Origin of the sequence: Streptomyces sp. RGM 3693 (assembly GCF_050471125.1) — a bacterium.
Classification (GTDB): domain Bacteria; phylum Actinomycetota; class Actinomycetes; order Streptomycetales; family Streptomycetaceae; genus Streptomyces.
The window spans coordinates 1,420,532-1,440,219 of the sequence record NZ_JBMPPQ010000002.1; the positions used below are offsets into that span (position 1 = coordinate 1,420,532).

A 19,688-nucleotide genomic window follows, 5' to 3' on the forward strand; every position below is an offset into this window, starting at 1 on the left:
TGGGTGAATAGGCCGCTGCCCTGGGGCGATGCCCGCCGTGACACCGCATTGAGGCGGTGGCCCGACCGCCCCCGCGCCCCGAGCGAACCGGCAGAAGGGCCAACGCGGCGGCGGATACGCCCGGTTGCGGGGTGGGGTCAGAAGCGCGGTTCGGGGGTGCGGGCGGAGATGAGGGCGAGCGCCTCTTCCTTGGTGGCGACGGAGGGCGGGGAGCCTTCGAGGGGCTGTTGGGCGGTTTCCTTCATGCAGGCGACGGCGATGACGCCGACGAGGGCGGCGCCCATCGTGTAGTACGCGGGCACCATGACGTTCTTGTCGAAGGCGTCCATGAGGGCGGTGATGACCAGCGGGGTGGTACCGCCGAACAGGGAGACCGCGAGGTTGTAGCCGATGGAGAGGGAGCCGTAGCGGACGCTGGTGGGGAAGAGGGCGGGCAGGGCCGCGGACATGGTGCCCAGGAGGCAGAGGAGGGAGAGGCCGAGGAGGGCCATTCCGCACGAAACGGTGAGCAGGGAGCCCTGTTTGACCAGGAGGAACGCCGGGATGGCGAGGAACAGGAAGCCCAGCATTCCGGTCATGAGGAGGGGTTTGCGGCCGTAGCGGTCGTTGAGTTTCCCGACGGTGGGGAGCAGGCAGGTGAGGACGACCATGGTGACCAGCAGGATCAGCAGGCCGTGGGTCTCGTTGTATTTGAGGGTGTCCGTGAGATAGGTCGGCATGTAGGACAGGAGCATGTAGTCGGTGATGTTGTAGGCGCCGACCAGGGCGATGCAGAGGATGAGTGCGGGCCAGTGCTGGGTGAGGATTTCGCCCAGCTTCTTCCCCGGGGTGGTGGCGGGGAGGTGGCCGAGATCCTCCTCGGCCCGGGCGGGGGAATCGGTGGGCGCGTGGGCCTGCGCGGCCTCGAATTTCTGGAAGGCCGGGGTCTCGTCGAGCCGGAGCCGGAGGTAGAGACCGACCAGGCCGAGCGGGCCGGCGACGAGGAAGGGGACGCGCCAGCCCCAGCTGAGCATGGCGTCCGGGCCCAGCGTGGTGTTGAGCACGAGGACGATTCCCGCGGCGGCGGTGTAGCCGATCAGGGTGCCCATTTCCAGGAAGCTGCCGAAATAGCCGCGCTTCTTGTCGGGGGCGTATTCGGCGATGAAGGTCGAGGCGCCGCCGTATTCACCACCGGTCGAGAAGCCCTGGATCATGCGGAAGAGGATGAGGAGGGCGGGGGACCACAGGCCGATGGTCGCGTAGGACGGGATGAGGCCGATGCAGAGGGTGCCCACCGCCATCATGATCATGGTGAGGGCGAGCACCTTCTTGCGGCCGATGCGGTCGCCGAGGGGGCCGAAGTAGGCGCCGCCCAGGGGCCGTACGAGGAAGGCCACGGCGAAGGTGGCGAACGAAGACAGCAGGCTGGTGGTGGCGCTGCCGCCGGGGAAGAAGACCTTGCCGATGGTGAGGGCCAGGTAGCTGTAGATCCCGAAGTCGAACCATTCCATGGCGTTGCCGAGGGCGGCGGCCTTCACCGCGCGGCGGACGGTCGGTTCGTCGGTGACGGTGATGTCGGTGCGGCGGAGCCGCGGGTTGCGGCGTCGGTCGATGACGCGGAAGAGCGCCCAGTGACGTCTGCGTGCCTCCCGGTCCGGCTCCGGCGTGGAGTGGCTGTCTTCGGAACTGAGGTGCGGCACGCGGCGGTCCTCCCGGTCGGTCAGCGCGCGGTTCGGTTACGCGGACGGGGTGTTGGAGCTACGACGGGTGCGCCTGCACGCTGGAGGGCGGGTCAAAACACTGTGAACGGCGAACGCGAGCTATGTCACGTGGAGCCGGTCCGTACGGCGCACGTCAGAGGGGGTGGAGGGTTGTCGTGCGGCGGCGGCTTGTTACACGACTGGTACAAAGCCGAGCGGTCACCGCAGCATTCGGGCAATCAGCCTGTGTCGGGGGGAGAGGAGAGTGGCGGTGACGAAACCGCCCTTTTTTGTCGCAGGCCCGCCGAAGGGTGCCCTTTCGTCGCAGGAAGTGGCAGCCGTCGGGTGATGTCGAAGTGCCCGTGGCCGGTTCCCGGCCGGTTCCGGGTCGGTGCGGGTGCGGGGCTGCCGCGGCGGTCGTGTTTGCTGGTGGGGTTGACGGGGCGAAGGTGCCCCGGGAGGAGTGTGTGATGACCGACCGCGAAGAGGCCCGCTGGAGGCGCGGGCGCACCGCCCTGGTGGCCTTTGTCGTGGTGACCGCGCTGGCGGCCGGCGGGGTGTGGTTCGGCCAGGCGTCGGACCGGGCGTCGGCGGTGGACGCCGCGCCGAAGACCTCGGCCGTCCAGGACGTGAAGTCCGACGGTCGGCCGACCGAAGGTCTCCCGGGCGTCCGCGACTGCGGGATCGGGGAGCCGGAGATCAGGCCCCGGGTGATCACGCTGACCTGCGCTGACGCCGGGATGGTGGCGACCGCGATCACCTGGGACCGCTACGACGCCGACGAGGCCGAGGGCCGGGGCGTGGTGCAGGTCGAGAAGACCGCGGCGGGGGTCGGCACGGACGCCGGGTACCGGGCGACGTTCCGGCTCTACGGCGCGAAGGAGGTCGACGGCGCGCGGGCCTTCACGGGGCTGGAAGTGACCTACGACGGCTCCACGCCGCTCGGTGACACGACGGAGATGTACAACCTCGCGTGATGGGCATTCGAGGCCGGATCGCCCTGGCCATTTCGGGTATGACGGCGCTTGCGGTGGTGGTGCTCGGGTTCGCCGTGCACCACATCGCGGACGTCGAGCGGGAGCGGTCGGCCCGGTCCTATCAGGACGAGCGGCTGAGTTCGGCGCTGCAGATCTACGAGCGGGACGGGACGCTGGCGCTGGGCGCGCAGCTGGACGACGCGACGCTGCCGTCACCACTGCGGGAGGCGGTGTTCCACAACCGTTCGGGGACGTATCTCAGCGGGGGCGACGACCCGCGGGTGTGGGCGGCCACCGGGGTCGGCGGGGACGCCGACCGGCCGACGCGCTCGCTGTCGGTGTCGGCGGCGTTCCCGGCCGACGATCCGGCGCAGGTGGCGCTGGACCGGGCGCTGCTGATCGCCGGGTGCGGCACGGTCGTGCTGATGGCGGTGGTGTCGTGGTTCGTGTCGCAGCGGTTGTCGCGGCGGCTGCGGCTCAGCGCGGCGGCGGCGCGCCGGATCGCGGCGGGGGAGCCGCCGGACGCGGAAGCGTTGGCCAGCAACGGCCGGGACGAGGTGGCCGAGTTGGGGCGCAGCGTCCACCACATGGCGACGTCGTTGGCGGCCCAGGCGCAGGCGGAGCGGGAGTTCACCGCGGATGTGGCGCACGAGCTGCGGACGCCGGTGGCGGGTCTGGTGGCGGCGGCCGAGCTGCTGCCGGAGCCGCGGGCGGTGGAGCTGGTGCGGGACCGGGCGCAGGCGATGCGACGGCTGGTGGAGGACCTGCTGGAAGTCTCGCGGCTGGACGCGGGGGTGGAGCGGGCCGATCTGGACGCCTGTGAGCTGCCGTCGCTGGTCCGCGGGATCGTGAAGCGGGCGGCGCGGCAGCGCGGGGTGGACGACCTCGCGGTGTCGGTGACGGTCGAGGGCGAGCCGCAGATCGTGGAGACGGACCGGCGGCGGGTGGAGCGGGTGCTGGTGAACCTGCTGGCGAACGCGGCCAAGCACGGCCAGCCGCCGATCGAGGTGGTGGTCGCCGGAGCGCGGATCGTGGTGCGGGACCACGGGCCGGGGTATCCGGCGGAGCTGTGTGCGGAGGGACCGCGGCGGTTCCGTACGGCGGCGCCGGAGCGCGGTACGGGGCACGGGCTGGGGTTGACGATCGCGGCCGGGCAGGCGGAGGTGCTGGGGGCGCGGCTGGAGTTCGGCGCCGCCGCGGGCGGCGGCGCCGAGGCCGTGCTGGAGCTGCCGGACCGGGCCGTGGTGACGGCCCCGGAGGCGGCGCCGGCGCCGTAGGCCCGGTCCGGTCCGCCGTAGGCCGGGTCGGTCCGCTGCCGGTCCGACGGCTCTACCGCCGGTCCGACGGCTGTAACGGCGTTACAGCGCCAGATCCTTGATGATCTTGGCGACATGGCCGGTGGCCTTGACGTTGTACAGCGCGCGCTCGACCTTGCCGTCCTCGTCGACGATGACGGTGGAACGGATCACTCCGGTCACCGTCTTGCCGTAGAGCTTCTTCTCGCCGAAGGCGCCGTAGGCGGTGAGGATCTCCTTGTCCGGGTCACCGAGCAGGGTGACCTTGAGGTCCTCCGTCTCGCGGAACTTCGCGAGTTTCTCCGGCTTGTCGGGGGAGATGCCGATGACGTCGTAGCCGTGGCCGGCCAGGAAGTCGAGGTTGTCGGTGAAGTCGCAGGCCTGCTTGGTGCAGCCGGGGGTCAGCGCGGCCGGGTAGAAGTAGACGATGACCTTGCGTCCCTTGTGGTCGGCGAGCGAGACCTGCTTGCCGTCGGCATCGGGGAGCGTGAAGGCGGGCGCGGTGTCGCCGGGCTGGAGTCGCTCGCTCATGGTGGGTCTCCGTCTCCTTGCAGGGTCCTGAGGGTGGGTCGGTACGTCCCTGACATTAGGCCAGCGGGCCGCCCCGGCATGCGTCAGCCGGCGGTGGGGGCGCCCCGGCGGCGCGAAACGGGGGTGCTGTGGGGCGCCCGCCGGTGCGAGCTGACAGACTGTCCTTCACGAATCGGCCGCTGATCACGGTGGCCGGCTCCGTACGGGGCAGATCCGGAACGTGTCCGGCCCTTGTACGCATCGGCACGAGATGACGGAGGCGGCGCGGTGTCGGAAGCCAGGACCCCTGCGCAGATCGAGGCGGACATCGTCCGCAGGCGGCAGGATCTCGCCGTGACGCTCGACGAGATCGGCGTTCGACTGCACCCGAAGACGATCATGGACGATGCGAAGGCGAAGGCGTCCGCGGCCGTGGACCGCACGGCGGGACGGGCCTACGTGGCCGTCAACCGCCTGGTGTCGGATGTGCGCGGCCAGCTGGTGTCCGAGGACGGGGCGCCCCGCCTGGAGCGGATCATTCCGGTGGCCATGATCGGCGTGGCCGTGGTGGGCCTGCTGGCGCTGGGCTCCAAGAAGCGGCACAAGTAAGCCCGCTCGCGGGGCCGGTCGGGCCCTTCCGATCCGGCCCGCGGTGCATGATCGTCGCCGCCGGACAGGTACGGTCATGCCGTGAGCCCGAATAACGCCAAGGACACCCACGACAAGCTGCCGATCCGGATGCTGCACGACCGTGTGCTGGTCCGGACGGACATCCCCGAAGGCGAGCGCCGCTCGTCCGGCGGCATCGTCATCCCCGCGACCGCGGCGGTCGGCCGTCGCCTGGCCTGGGCCGAGGTGGTCGCGGTAGGGCAGAACGTACGGACCGTCGAGGTGGGCGACCGGGTCCTGTACGACCCCGAGGACCGGGCCGAGGTCGAGGTGCGCGGGGTGGCGTACGTGCTGATGCGCGAGCGCGACCTGCACGCGGTGGCCGCGGAGCGCCTGGAGGGCGCGGAGGACTCGACCGGCCTGTACCTGTAGTGACGCGGCTCCCCGCGGGCGGTGATCCACATCACCACCTGCGGGGGAGCCCTTTGCTAGCCTCGGGGACAACCCGACGAGACGCGCCGTACCGGGTCAGGACAAGACGACGCACCCCTGTTGAAGTCCTTTCACGGAGGTGCCGTCATGGCATGGATTCTGCTCGTCGTCGCCGGCCTGTTGGAGGTCGGCTGGTCGATCGGGATGAAGTTCACCGACGGATTCACCCGGCTGTGGCCCAGTGTCGCCACCGGCGCGGGCATCGTCGCCAGCATGGTGCTGCTCTCCTACGCGGCCCGGACCCTGCCGATCGGCACCGCCTACGGCGTCTGGGTCGGCATCGGCGCGGCCGGTGCGGCGGTGATCGGGATGCTGGTGCTCGGCGAGCCCATGACCGCCGCGCGGATCTTCTTCATCTGTTTGCTGCTGGTGGCCGTGGTCGGCTTGAAGGCCACGTCGGGTCACTGACGCGGGCCGGCGGATGGCCGTCGGCCCGCGGCCGCCGGCTATCCGCCGCCCCACCGTTGCGCGTAGTCGTCGGCGTCCGGCGGGCCCACCGTCGGGAACTCCTCGGTGGGTTCGGCGGTCGTCGGCACTTCGGTGGGGATCGGCGGGAGGGTCGGTGCGCCGGTCGGCCCGGTGGGGGCGCCGGTCCCGGTCGGCGCCCCGGTGTCGGTGGGGGTGACGCTGCCGGACGGGCCGGTGCTCGGTGAGGTCGAGGCGCTCGCCGACTCCGAGCCGTCGGCGGACGGCGAGGCGGACAGGCTCGGCTCGGCGCCGTCCTGGAGCTGGAGGTCGAAGTCGTGGACGGGGCGGCCGGTGAGCGCCGCCGCGGTGTAGTCGGCCCAGATCTGGGCGGGGAAGTCGCCGCCGTTGAGACGGTCCCGCCCGGCCGCGCCGTAGAGCGGTTCCTGGACGGCGGTCTCCGGGTGCTGGCCCAGGACGGCGACGACGGTGGCCAGGTCGGGGGTGTAGCCGGCGAACCAGGCGGCCTTGTCATACTCCGCGGTGCCGGTCTTGCCGGCCGCCGGGCGGCCGGCGCCCTGGGCGGCGGTGCCGGTGCCGCCGTCGACGACGCTGCGCAGGATCTGGGTGGTGGTGTCGGCGGCGGCCCGCTCGACGGCGGTGGTCTCCTCGCGCTCCGGGAGGTCGAGGGCCTCGCCGTCCTTGGTGACGCGGTCGACCAGGGTGTAGGGGAGCTGCCGGCCGTGGTGCGCGAGGGTCGCGTAGACCTGGGTCATGTCCAGCACGCTGGGGGTCGCGGTGCCCAGGGAGATGGCGCCCTGGGAGGTGGCGAGGCTGGGGGTCTTGGCGGGGATGCCGAGGGCGACCGCGGTCTTGCGGACGGTGTCCGGGCCGACGTCGATGCCCATCTGGGCGTAGACCGCGTTGACGGACTTGTCGGTGGCCTCGGTGACGGTGATCGGGCCGTAGGAGCGGTCGTCCTCGTTGCCGGGGGCGAAGCCGGTGGGGCGGCCGTGACTGACCGTCATCCGTTTGCTGGTGCCGTCGTAGACGGTGTTGGGGGTGATCGGGGAGCCGTCCTGGGTGATGGAGCCGTTCTGCACGGCGGAGGCGAAGACCAGCGGTTTGAAGGTGGAGCCGACCTGGTAGTCGCGGCGGGTGGCGCTGTTGACGTACTGCTTGGCGTAGTCGATGCCGCCGTAGAGGGCGACGACGTGGCCGGTGCCGGGGTCGATGGAGGCGCCGCCGGCCCGGACGTAGCCGTCGACCGCGCGGCCGTCGCTGAGCTGGTCCATCAGCTGGGTGCGGACGGCCTTGACGAAGGCGTTCTGCCGTTTGCGGTCGATGGTGGTGGTGATGCGGTAGCCGCCGGCCCGCAGGGTGTCCTCGTCGATGACGTCGTGGTCGGTGAGGTAGTCCCGGACCGCTTCGACGAGGTAGCCGCGCTGGCCGGAGAGGCCGGCGGAGGCGCGGGCCTTGGTGAGGGCGGGGAAGGCCAGCCCGGCGCGTTCGGCGCGGCCGAGCCACTTCTGTTTGACCATGCCGTCCAGGACGTAGTTCCAACGGGCCAGGGCGCGCGGTCGGTTCTCGGGGTGGGCGGTGATGTCGTACGCGCTGGGGGCGTTGAGCAGCGCGGCGAGGTAGGCGCCCTCGGCGGTGGTGAGGGCGCCTACGTTCTTGCCGTAGTACGCCTGGGCGGCGGCCTGGATGCCGTAGGCGTTGCGGCCGTAGTAGCTGGTGTTGAGGTAGCCCTGGAGGATCTCGTCCTTGCTCACCTCGCGGTCCAGCTTGATGGCGATGAAGAACTCCTTGGCCTTGCGGGTGAGGGTCTGTTCCTGGCCGAGGTAGTAGTTCTTGACGTACTGCTGGGTGATGGTGGAGCCGGACTGCTTGCCCTTCCCTGTAACGGTGTTCCAGGCGGCCCGCAGCATCGCGGCCGGGTCGACCGCGGACTCGGAGTAGAAGTCCCGGTCCTCGGCGGCGAGTACGGCCCGCTGGGCGGTCCTGGGGACCTGACCGAGCGGTACGTTCTCGCGGTTGACGTCGCCGTCGCGGGCCAGTTCCGTGCCGTCGGAGTACAGGTAGACGTTGCTCTGCGCCTTCGCCGCGCTGTTGGCGGGCGGGATGTCGACGAGGAGGTAGCCGGCGGTCAACCCGCCCACGATCAGCAGCAGGAAGAGCAGGACCGACCCCAACAGCATCCGCCAGGTGGGCAGGAGTCGGCGCCAACCGGTGCGCCGGGGGCGGGCGGCCCTCTCCTCGTCGGGCTCGTCGGCCTCGCTGCCCATGCCGTCGTGCCGCGCGTCGTCGCTCATGTCTGTGTGACTCCTCGGCCGCCGCCGAAGGTTGTGCCGCGGCGGAGCGGTGTCGTGTCAGGACCGGTGCGGGGTCAGGTCCGGTGTCGTACCGGGGTGCGGGGTCGTACGGAGTGCAGTGCGGTGTTTTCTGCGCTGTGCCGGAAAGGCGACGAACACCCGATAGGTAACTTTCGCATCATCTGTCCCGGGCACCCGGCGTGGCGCGCACCCGCGCCCGCCCGGTGCCCGGCTGAATGGCGCCCACGCCTCACCCGGACGAGTGATAAATCGATGGTGCCCACCGCAGGCGGGCCTTAGGCTCCGATGCTTCCCGTCTGCATGACCCAGGCCGGGGTCGGCCAAGAGCTGAGGGAGCACGGCGTGTTGTACGTGGCAGTGGCGGCCGGCAGCTTCCGGCGGTACGCCACCTACCGCTCCGCCACCGTCGCGGGCGTCGCCACCAACACCGTCTTCGGCTTCATCGTCGCCTACACCTACCTCGCCCTGTGGGACCAGCGGCCACACCTGGGCGGCTACGGGCAGGCGCAGGCACTGACCTTCGTCTGGGCGGGGCAGGCGCTGCTGGCCGTCGCCATGATCGCCACCGGGGGGCTGGACGAGCTCCAGGACCGGATCCGCAGCGGCGACATCGCGGTGGACCTCTACCGGCCGGCCGACCTCCAGCTGTGGTGGCTCGCCGCGGACCTGGGCCGGGCCGGGCTCCAGATGATCGGGCGCGGGGTGGTGCCGCTGGCGGTGGGCGCCCTGGCGTTCCCGCTGGCGCTCCCCGGCAATCCGCTGACCTGGGGCTGGTTCCTGGTGTCGGCGCTGCTGGGCGTGGTGGTCAGCTTCGCGCTGCGCTACCTCGTGGCGCTGTCGGCGTTCTGGCTGCTGGACAGCTCCGGACTGGCCCTGGTCAGCGGGCTGTCGTGCATGTTCTTCTCCGGGATGGTGCTGCCGCTGCGGGTCTTCCCCGGCGGCTTCGCCGACCTCGCCCAACTCCTGCCGTGGGCGGCGCTCCTCCAGGTGCCGGCCGACGTCCTGATCGGCGTCCGGACCGGCGGGGCGCTGCTGCGCGGGCTGGCGTTCCAGGTGGCCTGGGCGGCGGCGCTGCTGGCGCTGGGACGGCTGATGCAGTCGGCCGCCACCCGCAAGGTGGTGGTGCACGGTGGCTAGCGCGCCTGCGCACCGCCCCGACGGTGCGGACGACGGCCGGCTGCGCGCCCTGCGGCACGGGCTGTTCGCGTTCGGACTGATCGCCTGGATGTGGGTGCGCTCCACGCTCACCTACCGGACGTCGTTCGCCCTGATGACGTTCGGCAACTTCGCCGCCAGCGGGCTGGACTTCGTCGCGATCCTGCTGATGTTCTCCCGCGTCGACGCGCTCGGCGGCTTCACCCTCCCCGAGGTCGCCTTCCTCTACGGCACCTGTGGTCTGGCGCTGGGCCTGGCGGACCTGGTGATCGGCAACGTGGAGCGGCTCGGCGCCCGGATCCGCGACGGCACCCTCGACACCCTGCTGCTGCGCCCTGCCCCGGTCTACGTCCAGATCGCCGCGGACCGCTTCGCGCTGCGCCGGCTGGGCCGCACCGTCCAGGGGCTGCTGGTGCTGCTCTGGTCGGTCGGTCGGCTCGACGTGGAGTGGACGGTGGGCCGGGTCCTGATGGTGCCGCTGATGGCGGTCTGCGGCGCGGTGATCTTCGGCGCGGTCTACACCGCCGGGGCGGCCTTCCAGTTCTGGGCGCAGGACGCCGCCGAGCTGCAGAACTCCCTCACCTACGGCGGCAACGCCCTGCTCCAGTACCCGCCGACGGTGTTCGCCCGGGACCTGGTGCGCGGGGTCACCTTCATCATCCCGCTGGCCTTCGTCAACTGGCTGCCCGCGCTGTGGGTGCTGGGCCGCCCCTACCCCCTCGGGCTGCCGGTCTGGACCGCCTTCCTGGGGCCGGCGGTGGCCGCGCTGATGGTCGCGGGCGCCGCGCTGGCCTGGCGGCACGGCATCCGCGCCTACCGCAGCACCGGCAGCTGACAGCACATCAAAAAGTCATGAATGAAGGGGAGTTGCGGGCATGAGCGGAACGAACGCGACGGACGCGGAGCCGCTGATCGAGCTGGCCGGCGTCGAGAAGATCTTCACCGTACGGCGCAGGGCGGGCCGGCTGCGGCGGACCCGGCACCAGGTGCGGGCCGTCGACGGCCTCACCTTCGACGTGCCGCGCGGCGAGATGGTCGGGTACATCGGACCCAACGGCGCCGGGAAGTCCACCACCATCAAGATGCTGACCGGCATCCTGGTGCCCAGCGGCGGCCGACTGCGGGTCGCCGGCATCGACCCGTCCCGCGAACGCACCCGCCTCGCCCGCCGGATCGGCGTGGTCTTCGGACAGCGCACCACCCTGTGGTGGGACCTGCCGCTCAAGGACTCCTTCGAGCTGGTGCGCCGGATGTACCGGGTCCCGGCCGACGTCTTCCGCGCCAACCTCGACCGCTGCATCGAACTCCTCGACCTGGCACCGTTGTTGGACGTCCCGGTCCGCCAACTCTCGCTCGGCCAGCGGATGCGCGGCGACATCACGGCGGCGCTGCTGCACGACCCCGAGGTGCTCTACCTCGACGAGCCGACCATCGGCCTGGACGTCATCAGCAAGGCCAAGGTCCGCACGTTCCTGCGCGAGGTCAACGCCGAACGGGGCACCACGGTCCTGCTCACCACCCACGACCTCACCGACATCGAGCAGTTGTGCCGCCGGGTGATGGTCATCGACCACGGGCGGCTGGTCTTCGACGGGGACCTGGCCGGGCTGCGGGCGGCCGCGGACGGCGAACGGACGCTGGTGGTGGACCTGGCGGCGGAACTCCCGCCCATCGACGGCATCCCCGGGGCCCGTACGGTCAAGGTGGACGGCCCCCGGCAGTGGCTGGCGTTCCCCGCGGCGCGCAGCGCGGCACCCCTGGTGACGGCGGTCGCCGCGCGCTATCCGCTGGTGGACCTCTCGGTCCGCGAACCCGACATCGAGACCCTGATCGCCGAGCTGTACGCGGGCGGTGGCGCCGCCCGCCGCGAGCCGGGCGACTCGGCGCGGGCCGCGCTCTAATCTGTCCGTATGACTGACGAACGCCTCCCTCAGTTGCGCGCCTCCGACGCCGACCGCGAGCGGGTCACCGAGATCCTGCGGGACGCCCTCGCCGAGGGGCGGCTGGACATGGCGGAGTTCGACGAGCGGTTCGACGCCGCCTACCAGGCCCGCACCTACGGGGAACTGGAGCGGATCACCGCCGACCTACCGGCCGCCGCACCGGCCCCGGCCCCGCTGTCGCTCCGCAAGGAACCGGCGGCCGACGGCGCGGTGGCGACCTGGTCCGAGCGGATCGTGGAGGACGCCAGGGGCTCCACGTCGGGCATCGCCGTCATGGGCGGCTTCGAGCGCAAGGGCCGGTGGACGATCGGGCGCCGGTTCACCGCGGTGTGCCTCATGGGCGGCGGCGAACTCGACCTGCGCGAGGCCAACTTCGCCGGCCGGGAGGTCGAGATCAGCGTCTGGGCGCTGATGGGCGGGGTCAACGTCATCGTGCCGCCGGGCGTCGAGGTCGAGATGCGCGGGCTGGGCATCATGGGCGGTTTCGACTCCCGGGAGGACGGGGTGCCGGGCGATCCCGGAGCGCCCCGGGTGATCGTCTCGGGGCTGGCCCTGATGGGCGGCGTCGGCGTGGAGCGCAAGCTGCCCAGGGAGGAGCAGCGGCGCCTGAAGGCCGAGCGCAAGGAGGAGCGGCGGCGGCTCAAGCAGGAGCGCCGGGAGCGCCGGGAACTGGACTGACCGGGGGCCGCCGCGCTCAGAGCGCGGCGGGCGCGACCTGCCGGAGGTGGTCGAGGTCCACCGCGTCGGCCATCGCGCGGTAGCCGGTGTCGCTGGGGTGCAGATGGTCCCCGGAGTCGTAGGCCGACCGCAGCCGCAGCGGGTGCGCCGGATCGCGCAGCGCCCGGTCGAAGTCGACGACCTCGTCGTAGACGGTGCCGGAGCGGATCAGGTGGTTGATCTGTTCGCGTACCGCGTTGAGCTGGTGGGAGTAGCCGCGGTGCCCACCGAACGGGGTGAGGGTGGAGCCGGTGACCCGCAGCCCGTGGGCGTGCGCCCGGTGCACCACCTCCCGCATGCCCGCGACGATCTTCTGCGCGTCGAGCTGGCGCGGGGCCTTGAACAGGTCGTTCACGCCGACCTCGACCACCACCGCCTTCACGCCCGTACGGGACAGCGCGTCGCGGTCCAGACGGGAGAGCAGGCTGGGCCCGTTGGTGGGGGCGAGGCGGTTGCCGTCGGTCAGCAGGCGGTTGCCGCTGATGCCGGCGTTGAGGACGCCGTAGCGGGGGGCGCCCGGCTCGACGCGCAGCCGGTCGGCGAGGAAGTCGGTCCAGCGGTGGTTGGCGCCCGGGGTGGAGGTGATGCCGTCGGTGATCGAGTCGCCGATCGCCACCACCGCGCCGTGCGCCTGGGTGGTCCACACATCCACGCCGGTCAGATAGCGCCAGTAGGGGCTCTGCTCGGTGTAGGCGGTGCCGGTGGTGTCCTCGGTGCGGTCGCCGCGCGCCAGGTAGGACGTCTGGCGGGCGTACGGGTGATAGGTGGCCGGTCCCGAGGGGGCCGGGGAGTACGTGGTGACCAGCAGGTCGGCGTTGCCGGGGACGCTCAGCCGGACCGGGTCGCTGGTGATCTCGCCGCCGACCGGGAGGGTCACCGAGGGCTTGCCGCCGAAGGTGAGCCGCCGCATCGTGCCGGCCGTGGCGATCGGGCCGCCGCTGCCCGCCGACAGGGCGAGCGAGGCATGGCTGAGCGGCAGCGGGCGGGTGCCGTAGAGGTTGGAGAGCCGGATCCGGGCGCTGGAGCCGCCGACGCTGGTGTGGACGACGTTCCGGATCGACATCTGCGCGTAGCCGTCCTGAGTGCCGGGCTCGGCCGACGCCGCGGCCGCCGACCAGGTGCCGACCCACTGCCCGGAGACCGCCGGCGCCGCCGACGTCTGCGGTTCGTGCGGAGCGCCGCCCGGGGTGCCGCGGGTGCCGCCGAAGCCGATGAATATGGCGGCCGAGATCAGCAGCACCAACGCCGCCAGGCCGGCGAGCAGGGAGTAACCCACACGTCTGGTCATGCCGCAGGCGTCTCCTGGAGGCTGGCGGAGCTGCGCGCTCCGGGCGGGCAGGGGCGGCGGGACCCGGATGCCCGGACCTGGGAGGTGCGGACTTCGGACGCCCGGTGAACGGCGGTGCCGTCGCGGTCCGGCCGGGGGGCCATGATCCCACGGACCCCCGGGGGGCCGCCTGCCGCCCCGGTCCGCCCCGGCGTCCGGGGCACCGGGAACTCGTGGGGGGTTCCGGGAGTAGGGCACTGTGGGACACATACGGGCGTACGGCCGGCACGACCGGATCCCGGCGACCCGTCCGAGGCCCGCACGGCCCGCTCCGCACCGGTCCGTACGGCCGGCACGGGCGGTGCGGACCGGATGGCGTACGGAAGGCGGGGGACACGGTGGGAGTGGTGGAGCGGATGGAACGCACCCAGACGGAGGGGCCACAGGGGCCGCGGACGGCGCGGGCCGTGGAGCCGGTGCCGGCCCCGGGCGGCGCCCCGGGTGGCCGCACGCTGCCCGGCGGCTTCGGCTACAGCGCCGCCGACGAGGAGAAGCGGGGGGCCGTCCGCCGGATGAAGGCCCTGGCGACCGGCCTGCTGCTGTTCGTCGCCGTGGTGTACGCCCTGGCGAAGTGGGCCGGCGCGGCCGGCGCTGGCGGCTGGACCGGCTTCGTCGCGGCGGCCGCCGAGGCCGGCATGGTCGGTGCGCTGGCCGACTGGTTCGCGGTCACCGCGCTGTTCAAGCGGCCGATGGGCCTGCCGATCCCGCACACCGCGATCATCCCCAACAAGAAGGACCAGCTCGGGCAGAGCCTGGGCGAGTTCGTCGGGGAGAACTTCCTCTCCGGCGAGGTGATCCGCCGCCGGCTGCGCTCGGTCGGCATCGGCGCCCGGCTCGGCAGCTGGCTCGCCGAACCGCGGAACGCCGACCGGGTCACCGCCGAGCTGTCCACCGCGCTGCGCGGCGCGCTGACCGTGCTGCGCGACTCCGACGTCCAGGCGGTGGTCGGCGAGGCCATCACCCGCCGCGCCGACGCCCAGGAGATCGCGCCCGGCATCGGCTCGCTGCTGGAGAAGATCGTCGCCGAGGGCGGCCACACCCGGGTGGTGGACCTGGTCTGCGCCCGCGCCCACGACTGGCTGGTCGACCACGGCGACTCGGTCGTCTCCGCGGTCTCCGGCGGCGCCCCCGGCTGGACCCCCCGGTTCGTCGACCGCAAGGTGGGCGACCGGGTCTACAAGGAACTCCTGCGCTTCGTCACCGAGATGCGGGACATGCCAGAGCACCCGGCGCGCGGCGCGGTGGACCGCTTCCTGACGGACTTCGCCGGCGACCTGCGGTCCGACCCGGGCACCCGCGAGAAGGTCGAACGGCTCAAGTCCGAGGTGCTGGGCCGCGGCGAGGTGCAGGACCTGATCGCCTCCGCCTGGGGCGCGGTCCGCGCGATGATCGTGGCCGCCGCCGAGGACGAGCGCAGTGAACTCCGGCTCCGGGTGCGCGCGGCGCTGCTCTCCCTGGGCGGGCGGCTGGCCGCCGACGGCCGGCTGCGCGGCAAGGTCGACGGCTGGCTGGAGGGCGCCGCCGTCTACGTGGTGACGACGTATCGGAGCGAGATCACCGCACTGATCACCGACACCGTCGCGAGCTGGGACGCCGAGCACACCTCGAAGAAGATCGAGGCGCACATCGGCCGCGACCTCCAGTTCATCCGCATCAACGGCACGGTCGTCGGCGCCCTCGCCGGACTGTGCATCTACGCCGTCTCCCAGGCGTTCGGCGGCTGACCGGCTGACCGGCTGACCGGCTGACCGGCTGACCGGCTGACCGGCTGACCGGCTGACCGGCTGACCGGCTGACCGGCTGACCGGCTGACCCGGCCGGGCCCCGGGCCGCCCGCCCGGACCTTTGGCCGCACCGCCTCTGGCAGGCTGCGGCCGGAGGGCTTACGGTGCCCGCGTGCGGGAGCGGATACCGGTGGTCGTACAAGGGCGGCGGGGGCGGTACGGCCGCCGCTCGCCGGCCGGGCGGGCCCTGTGGACCGGCGCGGAGCTGGCCGTCACGCTCGGCGTCGTCCTGTTGCTGTTCGTCGCCCACCAGCTGTGGTGGACCAACCGTGCGGCCCAGGAGGCGGCCCGCGACCAGGTCGGCCAGTTGGAACGGCAGTGGCGGGACGGAGCCGCGGCCGGGCCGTCCCACCCCCCGCCGGCGGACGGCGCCGGGACCGCGCGGCCGGCCGGCCCGCCGGGCACCACGCCGCCCACCGCACCCCCGTCCGGCCGGGACACCGCCCCGGCGGCCCCGCCCCGCGACCTCGCCTACGCGATCCTGCGCATCCCCCGCCTCGACCTGACCGCCCCGGTCGCCGAGGGCATCGGCCGCACCACCGTCCTCAACAAGGGCTACGTCGGCCACTACCCGCACACCGCGCAGCCCGGCGCGACCGGCAACACCGCACTGGCCGGCCACCGCAACACCCACGGCGAACCGTTCCGCCACCTCGACCGGCTGCGCCCCGGCGACACCGTCGTCCTGGAGACCGCCCGCCTCCGCGCCACCTACGTGGTCCGCGCGACGCTGCCCGAGACCACCCCCGGCGATGCCACCGTCCTCGCGCCCGTCCCCCGCAGCACCGTCCACCCCGGCTACGGCTTCACCGCCCCGGGCGCGTACCTCACCCTGACGACCTGCACGCCGGAGTACACCTCCACCTACCGCCTGGTCGTCTGGGCGGTGTTGCGGACGGCGCAGCCGCGGTGAGCGGGGACCACCGGCCACCCCGGGCCGCTCCCGGCCGGCCGGGACGTCGCCTAGGCTCTCCCCACGTGCGAAACCAGTCCCCCGGCGGCCCGCCCCCGGGATCCCGAAAGCGCCCCGCGCTGCTCTGGCTGCTGCTGCCGTATGTGCTGTTCCTGGTAGTGCTGCCGTTCGTCAACCGGGTCACCCCGACCGTCCTCGGCCTGCCGTTCCTCTTCTTCTGGATGCTGCTCGCCACCCTGCTGACCCCGGTGTCGGTGTGGCTGGCGCGCCGCGGCGACCTCAGGCGGGACCGCGGCCGGGACGACCAACCGACCGGGGGCCGCGCGTGAACGCCACCGTCTCCACCGCGATCTTCGCCGCGTTCATGGTCCTGACCGTCGTCCTGGGACTGCTCGCGGTCCGCGGGCGAGGGGCGGCCAAGTCCCGGGCGGGCCTGGCCGAGTGGTCGGTGGGCGGCCGCAGCCTGGGCACCGTCTTCATCTGGGTGCTGATGGCCGGCGAGAGCTACACGAGCTTCAGCTACCTCGGCGCGGCCGGCTGGGGCTACAACTTCGGCGCGCCGGTGCTCTACGTCGTGGCCTACATGTCCTGCGGCTACGCGATCGGTTACGTCGTCGGCCCGATGTTGTGGGCCTACGCCCGCCGCCACGGCCTGGTCGGCATCACCGACATCGTCGCCCACCGCTACCGCCGGCCCTGGCTCGGCGCCGCCGTCGCCGTCCTCGCCACCGTCTGCCTGCTGCCCTACATCCAGCTCCAGATCACCGGCATGGGCGTGGTCGTCTCGACCATCTCCTACGGCACGATCAGCCTCAACTGGGCCTATTTCATAGGCTTCGCGGTGACCACCGGCTTCGTCGTCGTCAGCGGACTGCGCGGCAGCGCCTGGGTGTCGGTCCTCAAGGACATCCTGGTCATCGTGACCCTCGGCTTCCTCGCGGTGTACGTCCCGCTGCACTACTTCGACGGCTACGGCCCCTTCCTGGACCGGATCGTCGCGGAGAAGCCGCAGTGGCTGACCTTTCCCGGCCACGCCTCCGGCGGCCTGGGCCAGACCTGGTTCCTCAGCACCACCCTGATCAACTCCCTGACGGTGGTGATCTTCCCGACGACCGTGGCCGGTTACCTGGGCGCCCGCAACGCCGACGCGCTCCGCCGCAACGCCATGTACCTGCCCTTCTACAACGTCCTGCTGTTCGTGCCGATGCTGCTGGGGATGGCGGCGCTGTTCGTCGTCCCGGGGCTGACCGGCGCCGGGTCCAACCTGGCGCTGTTCACACTGGTCGTGGACTCCCTGCCGGCCTGGGCGGTCGGGGTGATCGGAGTGGCCGCGGCGCTCTCCTCGATCGTGCCGATGGCGGTCTTCATGCTGGTCATCGGCACGATGTGGGGCAGGAGCGTGCTGGGCGCTGTCCCCCGCCTGGCGTCCCGTCAGAAGCTCTGGTCGCAGCTGGTCGTGGTGGTCGCCGGGGCGCTCGCGCTGGCGCTCACCTACACCGCGCCCAACACCCTGGTCCGGCTTTCCCTGATCTCCTACGAGGGCATGGCGCAGCTGGTGCCGATGCTGCTCCTGGGCCTGGTGTGGCGACGGTTGACGATGTACGCGGCGGTGAGCGGCCTGGTGGCGGGCTTCACCCTGGTGTGCGTCCTGGTCTTCGGCGGCCACGACCCGGTGTGGGGCGTGAACGCCGGGATCGTCGGACTCGCGGTGAACGTGCTGGTGACCCTGGCGGTGACCTGGCTCGGCCCGCGGGAACGGGGCGACGACCGGCCGGACGCCGAAGTCCTGGCGCTGGAGGACGAGTTCCCCCGGGCCGAGGCCGCCGCGGGCGGCACCCGCTGACAACCGGCCGCCGCGACCCCGCGCCGCGGCGGCCGCCCTTGCTCGGCCCCTTTCCCGGCGCCTTTCCCGTCTCCTTACGCGGCCACCCGCTGCGCCACGGCCCGCCGTTCACCGCCGCGAGTGAATACTCGAACGGACTGTCGCAACCGCTCGCCCGTCCGGTTACTCTGATACGGACGGTCGATCACCGATCACCATCACCATCACCATCACCGATCACCGATCACCGATCACCGATCACCGAACGACGGGGCGCGGGGGAGCGCGGGAAGGGGGACGCCGGATGTACCGCATCGCCGAAGCCTGGCGGCTCTACACCAGCGCGCTGTTCTTCCTGCTCGCCGGACTCCTGCTGGAGCAGAGCGGTCTGACGACGACCCTGGCCGCCGCCGCGACCACCGCCGCCGTGCTGCTGCTGTGCAGCGCCCTCGCCCTGGCCGCCGCCGTCCGCCCGATGCCACCGGGCCGGATACGCACGGCCATCCGCGACCGTGAACGCCGTACGGCGTTCCTGCCCCAACGCGACCCCGATGCTGCCGGTCGCCCGCGCCCGCGAGCACCCGGCCGCGCCCTCCCGGCGGCCGCGTAGCCGCTCCGGCGCACTCCCACCACGCCCGGCCAGTCGTCCGGCGCGTGCCCTGATCCGCCCTACCGCTGCGCCGGTGCGTGCCCGCGCGGTTCGTCACGCCGTATCTCCCTTTCGGCACGACGAGACCCGTGGAGGGCTCACCCATGTCCGTTTTCGACCTGCTCGGCGAGGCGCTGGAGCGCGGCGCCCAGGCCATCGAACCGCTCTTCGGCACCGCGGCCACCGCGGCCGTCATCGTCCTGTTCACCCTCGGCGTGCGCGCCGCCCTGCACCCGCTGGCCCGCGCGGCGGCCCGCGGTGAGAAGGCCCGTGGTGCCCTCGCCCCGCAGATCGCCGCCCTCCAGCGCAAGTACCGCGGCGACCGCGAGCGACTCCAGAAGGCGATGGCCGACCTGTACGCCACGTCAGGCTCCTCGCCACTGGCCGGCTGCCTGCCGACCCTGCTCCAACTCCCGGTCTTCTTCGTGATGTACCACCTCTTCTCCACCGGGAACGGCACCCTGCTCAGCCATACGCTGCTGGGCGCCCCGCTCGGCGGGACCTGGCGCCAGGCGCTCGCCGACGGCGGGGTGACCGGGCCGCAGGGTCTGGTCTACCTCGCGCTGTTCGTCCTGATCGCGGCGGTCGCCACCTGGAACTACCGGCGCGCTAAGGCGACGCTGGCCGCGGCCCCCACCCCCGCCGCGGGCACCACGGCGCCCGGTATGGGCGCGCTGCGCAACCTGATGCCGCTGCTGTCGTTCGGCACGCTGATCACCGTGGCGGTGGTACCGCTGGCGGCCGGGCTGTACATGGTGACGACCACGACCTGGACGGCGTGCGAACGGGCCCTGCTGCACCGCGACCGCACACCGGCCGACGCCCCCGAGCCGACGACGAGCAGCGCCCCCCAGCCCGCGTCTCAGCCCCAGCCCGCGTCGCAGGCGCCGCGGGCGGTGCGGCGGGGTGGGCCCAGGACCCGGGCCGCGCGGCAGAAGGCGGCGCGGGCTAGGGCCAACACCGCGGTGCGGGCGGGCGCTTCGGAGCAGCCGACCGGTCCGGATCGGCGGGGGACCGGCCCCGACCCGATCGTTACTACCCCTCAGTAACGGTCCAGTCCGTGAACGGGGTCTTG

General features: G+C 72.6%; 19 protein-coding genes and 1 riboswitch. Of the genes, 15 read left to right on the top strand and 4 right to left on the bottom strand.

The features are described 5' to 3' along the window. Nucleotides 1–137 precede the first annotated feature (137 nt). Nucleotides 138–1,679: an MFS transporter gene (locus ACO0M4_RS23615; protein ID WP_430372921.1), complete on the bottom strand. Its 1,542-nt coding sequence runs from the start codon at nucleotides 1,677–1,679 to the stop codon at nucleotides 138–140. A 470-nt stretch (nucleotides 1,680–2,149) separates the two neighbouring features. Between ACO0M4_RS23615 and ACO0M4_RS23620 the strand changes: the two genes are divergently transcribed. Then, a complete protein-coding gene (locus ACO0M4_RS23620) occupies nucleotides 2,150–2,656 on the top strand; it encodes a hypothetical protein (RefSeq protein ID WP_430372922.1) in 507 nt (168 codons plus the stop codon). Then, the gene (locus ACO0M4_RS23625) at nucleotides 2,656–3,933 is read left to right on the top strand and encodes a sensor histidine kinase (protein ID WP_430372923.1); all 1,278 of its coding nucleotides are present in this window, start codon (nucleotides 2,656–2,658) and stop codon (nucleotides 3,931–3,933) included. Before ACO0M4_RS23620 ends, ACO0M4_RS23625 begins: the two co-directional genes overlap by 1 nt. Before the next feature lie 81 nt (nucleotides 3,934–4,014). Here the strand turns inward: ACO0M4_RS23625 and bcp are convergent, their stop codons facing one another. Continuing rightward, on the bottom strand, nucleotides 4,015–4,482 hold the full coding sequence (gene bcp / locus ACO0M4_RS23630; protein WP_430372924.1) for a thioredoxin-dependent thiol peroxidase: 468 nt from the start codon (nucleotides 4,480–4,482) through the stop codon (nucleotides 4,015–4,017). A 267-nt stretch (nucleotides 4,483–4,749) separates the two neighbouring features. Here bcp and ACO0M4_RS23635 point away from each other — a divergent pair, with 267 nt between their 5' ends. The 3 genes from ACO0M4_RS23635 to ACO0M4_RS23645 all read left to right on the top strand — a co-directional run bounded on the left by ACO0M4_RS23635 (nucleotide 4,750) and on the right by ACO0M4_RS23645 (nucleotide 5,970). Beyond that, nucleotides 4,750–5,070, top strand: coding sequence for a DUF3618 domain-containing protein (locus ACO0M4_RS23635; protein WP_189855787.1), 321 nt, complete (start codon nucleotides 4,750–4,752; stop codon nucleotides 5,068–5,070). A gap of 129 nt (nucleotides 5,071–5,199) precedes the next feature. Beyond that, nucleotides 5,200–5,502 carry a GroES family chaperonin gene (locus ACO0M4_RS23640; RefSeq protein ID WP_052287519.1) on the top strand — a complete coding sequence of 101 codons (303 nt, stop codon included), beginning with the start codon at nucleotides 5,200–5,202 and terminating at the stop codon, nucleotides 5,500–5,502. A 43-nt stretch (nucleotides 5,503–5,545) separates the two neighbouring features. After that, a riboswitch (guanidine-III (ykkC-III) riboswitch) is annotated at nucleotides 5,546–5,618 on the top strand. A 31-nt stretch (nucleotides 5,619–5,649) separates the two neighbouring features. Then, on the top strand, nucleotides 5,650–5,970 hold the full coding sequence (locus tag ACO0M4_RS23645) for a DMT family transporter (RefSeq protein WP_430372925.1): 321 nt from the start codon (nucleotides 5,650–5,652) through the stop codon (nucleotides 5,968–5,970). Nucleotides 5,971–6,008: 38 nt separating this feature from the next. Here the strand turns inward: ACO0M4_RS23645 and ACO0M4_RS23650 are convergent, their stop codons facing one another. Beyond that, nucleotides 6,009–8,282, bottom strand: a complete 2,274-nt coding sequence (locus ACO0M4_RS23650) for a transglycosylase domain-containing protein (RefSeq protein WP_430372926.1) — start codon at nucleotides 8,280–8,282, stop codon at nucleotides 6,009–6,011. 363 nt (nucleotides 8,283–8,645) lie between these two features. Here ACO0M4_RS23650 and ACO0M4_RS23655 point away from each other — a divergent pair, with 363 nt between their 5' ends. The 4 genes from ACO0M4_RS23655 (at nucleotide 8,646) to ACO0M4_RS23670 (ending at nucleotide 12,079) form a co-directional block, all read left to right on the top strand. Next, nucleotides 8,646–9,440, top strand: a complete 795-nt coding sequence (locus tag ACO0M4_RS23655) for an ABC transporter permease (RefSeq protein WP_430372927.1) — start codon at nucleotides 8,646–8,648, stop codon at nucleotides 9,438–9,440. Between the two features lie 88 nt (nucleotides 9,441–9,528). Beyond that, nucleotides 9,529–10,293 carry an ABC transporter permease gene (locus ACO0M4_RS23660; protein WP_430373916.1) on the top strand — a complete coding sequence of 255 codons (765 nt, stop codon included), beginning with the start codon at nucleotides 9,529–9,531 and terminating at the stop codon, nucleotides 10,291–10,293. A 40-nt stretch (nucleotides 10,294–10,333) separates the two neighbouring features. Then, a complete protein-coding gene (locus ACO0M4_RS23665) occupies nucleotides 10,334–11,359 on the top strand; it encodes an ABC transporter ATP-binding protein (protein WP_430372928.1) in 1,026 nt (341 codons plus the stop codon). A gap of 9 nt (nucleotides 11,360–11,368) precedes the next feature. Continuing rightward, nucleotides 11,369–12,079 (top strand): DUF1707 domain-containing protein, encoded by a 711-nt coding sequence (locus tag ACO0M4_RS23670; RefSeq protein WP_430372929.1) that lies wholly within the window; start codon nucleotides 11,369–11,371, stop codon nucleotides 12,077–12,079. Nucleotides 12,080–12,095: 16 nt separating this feature from the next. Here the strand turns inward: ACO0M4_RS23670 and ACO0M4_RS23675 are convergent, their stop codons facing one another. Then, nucleotides 12,096–13,406, bottom strand: a complete 1,311-nt coding sequence (locus ACO0M4_RS23675) for an SGNH/GDSL hydrolase family protein (RefSeq protein ID WP_430372930.1) — start codon at nucleotides 13,404–13,406, stop codon at nucleotides 12,096–12,098. A 395-nt stretch (nucleotides 13,407–13,801) separates the two neighbouring features. Here ACO0M4_RS23675 and ACO0M4_RS23680 point away from each other — a divergent pair, with 395 nt between their 5' ends. The 6 genes from ACO0M4_RS23680 (at nucleotide 13,802) to ACO0M4_RS23705 (ending at nucleotide 19,662) form a co-directional block, all read left to right on the top strand. Then, the gene (locus ACO0M4_RS23680; RefSeq protein WP_430372931.1) at nucleotides 13,802–15,169 is read left to right on the top strand and encodes a DUF445 domain-containing protein; all 1,368 of its coding nucleotides are present in this window, start codon (nucleotides 13,802–13,804) and stop codon (nucleotides 15,167–15,169) included. Between the two features lie 172 nt (nucleotides 15,170–15,341). Further along, nucleotides 15,342–16,142 (top strand): class E sortase, encoded by an 801-nt coding sequence (locus ACO0M4_RS23685; protein WP_430372932.1) that lies wholly within the window; start codon nucleotides 15,342–15,344, stop codon nucleotides 16,140–16,142. A 65-nt stretch (nucleotides 16,143–16,207) separates the two neighbouring features. Continuing rightward, on the top strand, nucleotides 16,208–16,471 hold the full coding sequence (locus ACO0M4_RS23690) for a DUF3311 domain-containing protein (RefSeq protein WP_430372933.1): 264 nt from the start codon (nucleotides 16,208–16,210) through the stop codon (nucleotides 16,469–16,471). Beyond that, nucleotides 16,468–17,985, top strand: coding sequence for a sodium:solute symporter family protein (locus tag ACO0M4_RS23695; protein WP_430372934.1), 1,518 nt, complete (start codon nucleotides 16,468–16,470; stop codon nucleotides 17,983–17,985). The genes ACO0M4_RS23690 and ACO0M4_RS23695 overlap by 4 nt, the downstream gene beginning before the upstream one ends. A gap of 283 nt (nucleotides 17,986–18,268) precedes the next feature. Beyond that, the gene (locus ACO0M4_RS23700; protein ID WP_430372935.1) at nucleotides 18,269–18,574 is read left to right on the top strand and encodes a DUF6412 domain-containing protein; all 306 of its coding nucleotides are present in this window, start codon (nucleotides 18,269–18,271) and stop codon (nucleotides 18,572–18,574) included. A gap of 143 nt (nucleotides 18,575–18,717) precedes the next feature. Beyond that, entirely contained in the window at nucleotides 18,718–19,662 is a 945-nt protein-coding gene (locus ACO0M4_RS23705; protein WP_430372936.1) for a YidC/Oxa1 family membrane protein insertase, read from the top strand. Nucleotides 19,663–19,688 lie beyond the last annotated feature (26 nt).